Here is a 9,027-nt window from a genome sequence, read left to right as displayed (position 1 = left end):
TTATTGCCAAGCACAAGCGCTGGTGGCAAAAACCTATCTTGATCAAGATAGTTGGCAAGAAATGAGTATTAAAAATACCGCTGCAAGCGGGCGTTTTTCAAGCGACAACACCATAGCGGGCTACCGCGACGAAATTTGGATGAAAAAGTAAAACAGGGAAAGTGATGTGATGCCACAAATAAGATAAATCATGTATCAATGTTTATTTTTTAATGGCTATATTAAATAGCAAAATGGAGTCTGCTTATGAGTAATATTCGTTATATTAGTAATTTAACCCGTGATACCTATGCGTTGATTTTAGCGGGTGGACGTGGTTCACGCTTGTACGAATTAACCGATTGGCGCGCTAAGCCCGCACTATATTTTGGGGGGAAATATCGCATTATTGATTTTCCATTATCAAACTGTATTAACTCCGGAATACGCCGCGTGGGGGTGGTGACACAATATAAGTCGCATTCATTAATTCGTCATGTTACTCGTGGCTGGGGACATTTTAAAAAAGAGCTAGGGGAGTCGGTTGAAATACTACCGGCTTCTCAACAAACATCAGGTAACTGGTATCAAGGTACTGCAGATGCCGTATTCCAAAATATTGATATTATTAGACAGGAAATTCCGAAATATGTGATGATCCTATCTGGTGACCATATATATCGTATGGACTATGCCGGCTTGTTAGCTGCCCATGCAGAATCAGGTGCTGAAATGACGGTGTGCTGTTTAGAAACACCTATTGATGAAGCCGCTGGAGCTTTTGGGGTGATGGAAGTTGATAGCGATCATCGGGTGATTGGCTTTGAAGAAAAACCCGCTGAGCCTAAATCGATACCAAGCGATCCAACAATGTGTTTAGCTTCTATGGGCAACTATGTATTCAACACTAAGTTTTTATTTGAACAGTTAAAAAAAGATGCCAATAACGAAAAATCAGATCGTGACTTTGGCAAAGACATCATTCCAGCCATTATTGAAAATCACAAAGTGTTTGCATTTCCATTTTCCAGTGCGGTTGCTGGACAGCCTTCATATTGGCGTGATGTTGGGACATTAGATTCGTTTTTTCAAGCAAACATGGAACTGTTATTACCCACACCGCCACTCAACCTTTATGATGCAAAGTGGCCAATTTGGACCTATCAAGAGCAGTTACCACCCGCTAAATTTGTGTTTGATGATGATGATAGGCGCGGTATGGCTGTGGACTCTATCGTTTCCGGTGGCTGTATTATTTCAGGTGCTAAAGTTAAACGTTGTGTGTTGTTTGATGAAGTGAGGGTATGTTCTTATTCGTTTGTAAAAGACTCGGTTTTATTACCCGATGTGGTGGTATTGAAGAACTGTAAAATCCAAAATGCCATTTTAGATCGAGGTTGTATCATCCCTGAAGGAATGGTGATTGGTTATAATCATGATCACGATCGGGCTAAGGGTTTTAGGGTATCCGAAAAAGGCGTTACTTTAGTAACACGGAAAATGTTGGGTTTACCTGTTGGCTACGAATAAGGACTGTAAATGACTCAAGATAGTGTAAAGCGAGTACTGCTGGTGGCAGCAGAAAACGATGCACTGCACGGCGTTAAGGTGGGTGGCATGGCGGATGTTATCCGCGATTTGCCCCCTGCATTAGCCATATGTGAAGTGATAGCCGATGTTGCTATGCCAAATTATGGTTTTTTGGCCCAGCGATATCATGCTATGCATATGGTTGATATTGAGGTGTGCTTTTCTGGTGAACACCACACTGTAGCTGTGTATCGAATGCCTAGGCCGCAAAACAAAGATGACATAGCAGCGGTCAGCCAAACTGATGCTGACGATTCAATAGCACAAATCTATTTATTTGATCATCCGTTATTTAACCATCACGGTAAAGTCTATTGTGACGGTTCCGCCGACAGACCTTTTGCCGAAGACGCGACAAAGTTTGCCTTGTTTTCACTCTGTGTTGCCACTAGTTTAGTGCAAGGAGTATTACCGCGTGTGGATGTGTTACACCTTCACGACTGGCACACCGCCATGGTGGCAATGCTTCGCAGTTGTGTTGATGAATTTGCAGTTTTAAAGGCTTTACCTTGTGTATTTACGATTCACAACTTGGCATTACAAGGGATCCGCCCCTTTACCGGAGATGATTCTTCATTCGGCCATTGGTTTCCGCAATATATGGGTAAGTTAAATCCAATTGCGGATAACAGCTTGTTTGATCCTCGTTATGACAATTGCATCAATCCCATGAGAATGGGGATTGTACTGAGTGACAAAGTGCATTTGGTGTCACCGACCTATGCTCGAGAAGTGCTAATACCATCTGACTATATTAAAGGTTTTTTTGGTGGAGAAGGTTTAGAGAAAGACTTAATTGCTAAATGTCAGCAAGGCAAGTTAGTCGGGATCATTAATGGTTGCGTTTATGATGAGGTTAATAACACCGATGAACCTCATCATCATGATTATGCGGCATTATTACTTAAAGCTGAAAATACCCTTATTAAATGGCAAGCTAAGGTTGCTAATGTCAACGTGATAGATTCGATTGCGCTCACCCGTATTAGCCAATATAAACATGCACTATTGGCCAACACCCAGTTGCTAAAAAACAGTCAGGTTGTTCCAGATACAGACCGTTTTCTGTTGACTTTTGTTGGACGTTTAACAGAACAAAAAATGTTAATTTTATTACAACCATTTATTGATGCAGAAGGTCAAACCACCACAAAAACCGTGCTAGATGTGATAGTCGAATCGCTTAAGCGACATCAACCGAGCGGGGTGTTTATGTTGCTTGGTAGCGGTGATCTGCATATTGCTAAGGCACTGCAGGCTACAGCGGCGCGTTATGATAACTTTCTGTTTTTACACGGTTATGATGAAGCATTGTCTGAGCAACTTTATCAATCGGGCAGTTTATTTTTAATGCCAAGTTCATTTGAGCCATGCGGAATAAGTCAAATGCTGGCAATGCGGGAAGGGCAGCCTTGTTTGGTTCATGGCGTGGGTGGATTGAACGACACTATTATAGATAATGTCAGTGGTTGGGTGTTTAATGGTGAAACGCTAGCAGCGCAAGCTCAAGCTCTGGTTGAACGTGTTAATCAAGTGTTCGAGTTATATGGCCGCGATACTTGGCAACAGGTGAAGCACAATGCCGCCAAACAGCGATTTAGCTGGGACGATGTCGCGAAGCAATATCTTGCAAAGCTCTATGTCACGAATGCTAATGATCATTAAACATCGTCAGTAAACACGATCAATAAGGATTAGTCCGTTAGCAAGACAACTCAAGCCAATGTTATTAACCAATCGTTCTCTGTTCAGCTTGAGGTAATAAAAAAGCCAATCAAACATGATTGGCTTTTTTATTTTCAGCGCGGTTATCGGCTGATTAATGCTTATTAATAAAGATTATTTAGTAGGTGTAGCGTAGATCTAAGTAATAGTAGCCACCGTTAAAACCAAATGGAGTATTAGTCAGTGGGTATACAAATATGCCGTTAAAATTATTATCCTCAGGGCGTTTCTCTGGATAAGTATCAAACAGGTTTTGTACCCCTAACGTAACAGCAAGATTATCTGTTGCACGGTAGCAAGTACTTAAATCTGTGGTCCATCTTGCACCATATTCCACTTCACTAGATGAATAACCCACGGTATATTCACCGAAATAACTGAAACGTAAGTTAGTGGTGAAGTCATCATATTGATGAGTTAAACCGATGTTAGCGGTATTTTTCGGATTAGCTTCCGTCATGCGAACGACTTCAATATTATCAAATAGTTCGTCTTCTAATCCGTTGAGGATCGAAGGCAAAGAAATTGACTCAATTTCAGTTTCTTTGTATGAGTAAGCAAGGTTTGCTTTTAAATCGCCGTATTCACCAAGGTCAAAACCTTGAGTGATAACTAAGTCTACACCTTGAGTTTTAGTATCAACCGCATTCATAAAGAAACGAGCCGAGTCGGCATTGGTGCCTTCAAGAATCGCTGCAATGGCGGGTGAGCTTTCTTTGTCGATAGAGCCTGACAAAATGATTCTGTCATCAACATTGATTTCATAAGCATCTAATGTCACTGCAAAGCCATTGTCGCCAGTGTAAACAATACCTGCACTATAAGAGTGTGATACTTCAGCTTTAAGATCAGGAATTCCTAGCTCTGCTCTAACCGGTGATAACTGGTTAAAAGTACCTGACTCTCTAGGAATAAACTCACCAGTGACCGGATCTGGATCAAAGAAAGTTGATACGTTGGTAAAATAAAGCTGCTGTACACTTGGCGCGCGGAAACCAGTGTCGGTGGTTAAACGAAGTGCCACACTGTCTGTTAGCTCATATCGACCAGACAATTTCCAACTGGTATTGCCACCGAAATCTGAATAGTCTTCATAACGAACGGCTGCCGCCCAATAAAAGTCATCGGTAAGTTGGTTTTCAAGTTCGATATACAAACCAAGGTTTGTGCGGTCTTCATCTACTTCAGATTCTTTAGTGAAACCACCAAATCCCTGACTACCACCTGATTTATCTTGGTAATCGCCTTGGATATACGATTCTTCTTGGCCAGCTTCAATTTGATAGCCACTTTCGCGCCATGTGATGCCCATTGCTACGAGTAAGTCTGAGTCATTGGCAAAATCGTAGTAGGTTGAAGCATCTAAGTTTAGATTCAGCTCACTGGTTGACAATGTACCAGCATCAAAGTTTGTTGGGCTGTTAGGGCCAAGCGAAGCATTAATACTGTTTTCAACATTGTATTCAAAGCTGTTACTGCCAAAACCAACAGAAGAATCAATTTCCCACTGACCCAGCTCAAACTCATAACCAGTGACTAAAGAGTAATCGATAATTTCTGGGCTTATTTGTGGTAAAAAGCCATCTGGATACACTTCAATAACGTTACGAGAATCCAACGCACGACGATAAAAAGCGCCTGAAGTTGAGCTGCGTTTGCTAATACCACCAAAGGCATAAAGCTTACCGTTGGTATCTAATCCTTGCTGAGCATTTAAAAATAAACCGTAGTTGTCATAATCACTGTCGCCAACATGATGATTTTTACGATCGAATGTGGCTTCACGTGGATCAAGACTACCATCTGCGAGCGTCGGATATTGCTGACGTGGATCGAGACCTGCACGGTTAGTTGAATTTTTCTGGTGTGCTTCTAAAGACACATTCACAAAGCCGTCTTGGCTAAAACTAAAACCTTGATTAATGCCTAAGCGTACTTGTTCACCGTCGCCTTCGTAGGTTTGGCCTACCTGGGCGGCAATGCTGCCACCTTCGTCGCTGTCTTTCAGTACGACGTTGATTACACCTGCAATCGCATCAGATCCGTATAGCGCTGACGCACCGTCACGTAAAATTTCGATCCGCTTGATTGCTGTCATTGGAATGGCATTAAGGTCAACGTTAGATGAACCTTTGCCTAACGTGCCAGCTAAGTGAACCAATGCTGAACCGTGGCGACGCTTACCATTTACCAACACTAAAGTGTGATCAGGTGACATGCCTCGTAAGCTTGCAGGGCGAACCGCGTCGCTTCCATCGGTAATTGACGAGAACGGAAAGCTGTAGCTGGGCGCAGCAAACTGCAATGCCTTAGCAGTTTCGGTGATGCCTGTTGCTTCAAGTTGTTCTGAGGTAATAATATCGACAGGGGTTGCACTGTCTGTGGCGGTACGAAGGGCAATACGCGATCCAATAACCTGAATGCGCTCTAGGTTTTCACCTTCTTCTGCAGCGATTGCTACTGGGGCTGAAATACTGGCAATAACGGCCAAAGATACGAGACTTTTATACATTAGCAATCCTGCGATAACGTTATGATTAATTTTTTAACATTATAGATCATTTTCGCTGGTACATAGGTCGCTTTAATATAGGTTTGGTTAGTTCAATCAGGCATATCTCATGACACTCTGATCTAGTAAAACGCTATAACTCATCCATTGTGATTACAATTGCTTATAAGCATAAACAAACGCCTGTTAATAATAACAGGCGTTTAACATTCTTTTGCTAATGAGACTTAATCGCTTGATGAGCTGTTAGCTGGGTAAGCTCGTTTGGTGAGATGTAATGAAGCTCGCCATGGCATGTTCCGCACGAGCTTGTGCAGATCCCCAAGTGTCTGAGCTTGTCATGGTTTCAACCACTTCGTAATAACATTTAATTTTAGGTTCAGTACCCGACGGGCGAACAATGACTCGAGCGCCACCTTCTAAGGCATAAATCAACACATCGCTGCTAGGTAAATCAATGGCTTGTTTGCTGCCATCAGCATCAGTTCGCTGCAGACTTTTTAAATCGTCGGTCGAGATCACCGCATACTCACCAATTTTCACGGGTGGATGTTCGCGTAAATAGGCACCAATATTTGGCGTGTCAGCATTAAGGGCAATACTCACTTGTTTATTAAGGTGAAATCCATGTTGGCGATAAATCTGCTCGAGTTTATCCCAAATGGTGTGTCCATTATCTGCAAGTTCTGCAGTCAGTTGGGCAAAGGCCACTAATGCCGATAATCCATCTTTATCCCACACTAAGTTACCAATGGTGTAACCGAGTGCCTCTTCATAAGCGAATAAGAACTGATTGTCAGCTTGGTGCTTGGCAATACCGACATTCATTAACCACTTAAAGCCGGTAAGTGTGGTATAGCTTTGGGTACCAAACTCTGTGGCAATTTTAGACAACAGGCTTGAGGACACGATAGTAGTCCCAGTAAGTTGCTGATTTTTAGGTGCATGGCTGAGTAAGTAGTGACCAAATAACACTCCAACTTGGTCGCCTGTCAGCATTTGGTAGTCGCCATTTTCAGTGCGAGCGGCAACAGCAAAGCGGTCAGCATCAGGGTCGTTGGCACAAGCGAGTGTAGCATTGTGCTTTTTGGCTTCAGCAATCACCATATCCATTGCGCCTTTTTCTTCAGGATTTGGAAAGTTTACCGTAGGAAAGTCGCCATCAGGTTCACGTTGAGCCGCCACTGAATACACTTGGGTAAAACCAGCATCATTTAATACCGTTTCAGCCATGTCGGCACCAACACCGTGCATTGCGGTGTAAGCTAAACTGACTTTGTCTTGTCCGCTGTGGTATTGCAGCTCTTTAGCTTCACGTATTCCTTGGCGATAGGCTTGATAGAAATCGTCTTGTAACCAAGTAAGCTTATCTTGTGATATTGCGTCATCTAAGGCTAAAAAGGGAATCGCCTGAGTGGCAGCCCGAGTAATTTGGGCGGCTATGCCTGTGTCGTGAGGAGGAATAATTTGCGCGCCATTTTCCCAATAGACTTTATAGCCATTGTATTGTGGTGGGTTATGGCTTGCGGTAACCACAATGCCAGCCGCAGCGTTAAGATGTTTTACTCCAAAAGCGACTAACGGCGTGGCGGCTACCTTATAGGTTAAATGCACGTTAATGCCCATAGCGGTTAATACACTTGCGGCATCATGGGCAAAGGTAAAGGAATCATGACGTCCATCGTAACCTATTACTACACCACGCTCGGCAGCATTGTCGATTTGCTCGAGTAAGTAAGCTCCCAGACCGGCAGTGGTTTGGCGGATAACCAAACGGTTCATCGCCATAGGGCCAACGCCCACTTCACCTCTTAGCCCTGCAGTGCCAAACGCTAAACGACCCGCAAAGCGCGCCGCTAGCTCGGTTTCATTGCCGTTATCAATTAACGTTTGCAGTTGTGAGCGGGTGTGTGGATCGGGATCGTTATTGAGCCATTGGTTGATTTGATGTTGAAGATGGGTATTCATGAGTAACCTCATTGATAATCATTTTCAATAACAGTAGAAAAATACCGCCGCAAGAACAAGTAAATTCGTCTTAAAGTGGATAAAAATAACAAATTGTATTCATGATTTATACGCTTAATCTACATGCTTAAACGCGATCATTAGCCTATAAACAATCAGTTGTAGTTAAATATCAACCCTATAAACCGTGTAGATCAATTTTGAAGCTTTTATATATAAACTTAAAAACGTTGTATAGATAGAAGCCTATAGCGTGCATAGTGGCGTTACAGCAAAAGTGTGGCTATATACGCAAATACAAAAAAGGCTTATGGATATCATCCACAAGCCTTTTATAACGCGATTAAAATAACGCGTTCAAAATATCTTTTGCTTAGACAGCATAATTTTGTGGGAAAAACGCACGTTTTGCGTCTTCATCAAATTCTGCTTTAAATTGAATATCTTTACCCATGTCTCTGGCGCGTTCAACAGCAGGACGGTTGTTGATGCTGTTAAACCAGCGTTGAATATTCGGGTAAGTGGCAAGGGCATCTTGACCTAATACATAGCCGACTTTATCAACCCAACCCCATGCAGCGATATCGACAATGCTCAATTCATCACCCACGATAAATTCACGGTTATTAAGATGTGCGTCAAGTACTTGGTAATGACGTTGAGTTTCACGTAGATAACGGTTTGTTGCGTAATCTATTTTCTCAGGTGCATGGTGAGTGAAATGAACACATTGACCAGAATAAGGGCCTAAACCAGTGGCGACAAACATTAACCACGACAGAAGCTCACCACGATTTTCTGGGGTTGCAGCTAATTGACCTGTTTTGTCAGCAAGGTATAAAAGAATAGCATTAGAATCAAATACCCTTACGCCGTTGTCTTCAATAGCGGGTGTTTTGCTGTTTGGGTTAATCGCTTTGAACTCAGCGCTATGTTGCTCACCTTTTAAGGTATCCACAGGCACGAGTTCAAACTCAAGGCCTGTTTCTTCGAGGAACAAGGCAATTTTCATTGGGTTAGGGCCTGGATGGAAATAAAATTTAATCATGTGAACTCCTTAATAAGTAAGAAGCGTATTTAAGCAGGTTTTGAACGAATGCTCAATATGTATTTGAGCGATCGTTCATGGTTGAAGGTAGTTTGAGTGAATATCATGAGTAATAGTTTAAAACTTGTAATGAAAATGACTTGAAACCTAAAGTTACACCTGAAAAATCATGAGTCGCTCAGTCAGTATTAAAGGGTGTGTATTG

General features: G+C 42.4%; 6 protein-coding genes. 3 read left to right on the top strand and 3 right to left on the bottom strand.

Annotated features, from left to right (window positions below; all coding sequences use genetic code 11):
* The 3 genes from CXF78_RS21210 to CXF78_RS03230 all read left to right on the top strand — a co-directional run.
* Positions 1-151 (top strand): glycogen/starch/alpha-glucan phosphorylase (locus CXF78_RS21210; RefSeq protein ID WP_145991363.1); only part of this gene is annotated, 151 nt, incomplete at its 5' end.
* 95 nt (positions 152-246) lie between these two features.
* The gene (gene glgC / locus CXF78_RS03235) at positions 247-1,509 is read left to right on the top strand and encodes a glucose-1-phosphate adenylyltransferase (protein WP_059743697.1); all 1,263 of its coding nucleotides are present in this window, start codon (positions 247-249) and stop codon (positions 1,507-1,509) included.
* A gap of 9 nt (positions 1,510-1,518) precedes the next feature.
* Complete coding sequence (locus CXF78_RS03230) at positions 1,519-3,234, top strand: glycogen synthase (RefSeq protein WP_102035965.1); 1,716 nt, start codon at positions 1,519-1,521, stop codon at positions 3,232-3,234.
* Positions 3,235-3,412: 178 nt separating this feature from the next.
* On the opposite strand, the gene CXF78_RS03225 is transcribed toward CXF78_RS03230, so the two are convergent.
* The 3 genes from CXF78_RS03225 to CXF78_RS03215 all read right to left on the bottom strand — a co-directional run bounded on the left by CXF78_RS03225 (position 3,413) and on the right by CXF78_RS03215 (position 8,822).
* Positions 3,413-5,806, bottom strand: coding sequence for a TonB-dependent receptor plug domain-containing protein (locus tag CXF78_RS03225; protein WP_102035964.1), 2,394 nt, complete (start codon positions 5,804-5,806; stop codon positions 3,413-3,415).
* 246 nt (positions 5,807-6,052) lie between these two features.
* Positions 6,053-7,774, bottom strand: coding sequence for a phospho-sugar mutase (locus tag CXF78_RS03220; RefSeq protein WP_102035963.1), 1,722 nt, complete (start codon positions 7,772-7,774; stop codon positions 6,053-6,055).
* A 373-nt stretch (positions 7,775-8,147) separates the two neighbouring features.
* On the bottom strand, positions 8,148-8,822 hold the full coding sequence (locus CXF78_RS03215; RefSeq protein WP_011637614.1) for a glutathione S-transferase family protein: 675 nt from the start codon (positions 8,820-8,822) through the stop codon (positions 8,148-8,150).
* Positions 8,823-9,027 lie beyond the last annotated feature (205 nt).

The organism is Shewanella sp. 11B5 (genome assembly GCF_002836795.1).
Lineage (GTDB): Bacteria > Pseudomonadota > Gammaproteobacteria > Enterobacterales > Shewanellaceae > Shewanella > Shewanella frigidimarina.
This window is presented reverse-complemented; position numbering and strand designations above follow the sequence as displayed.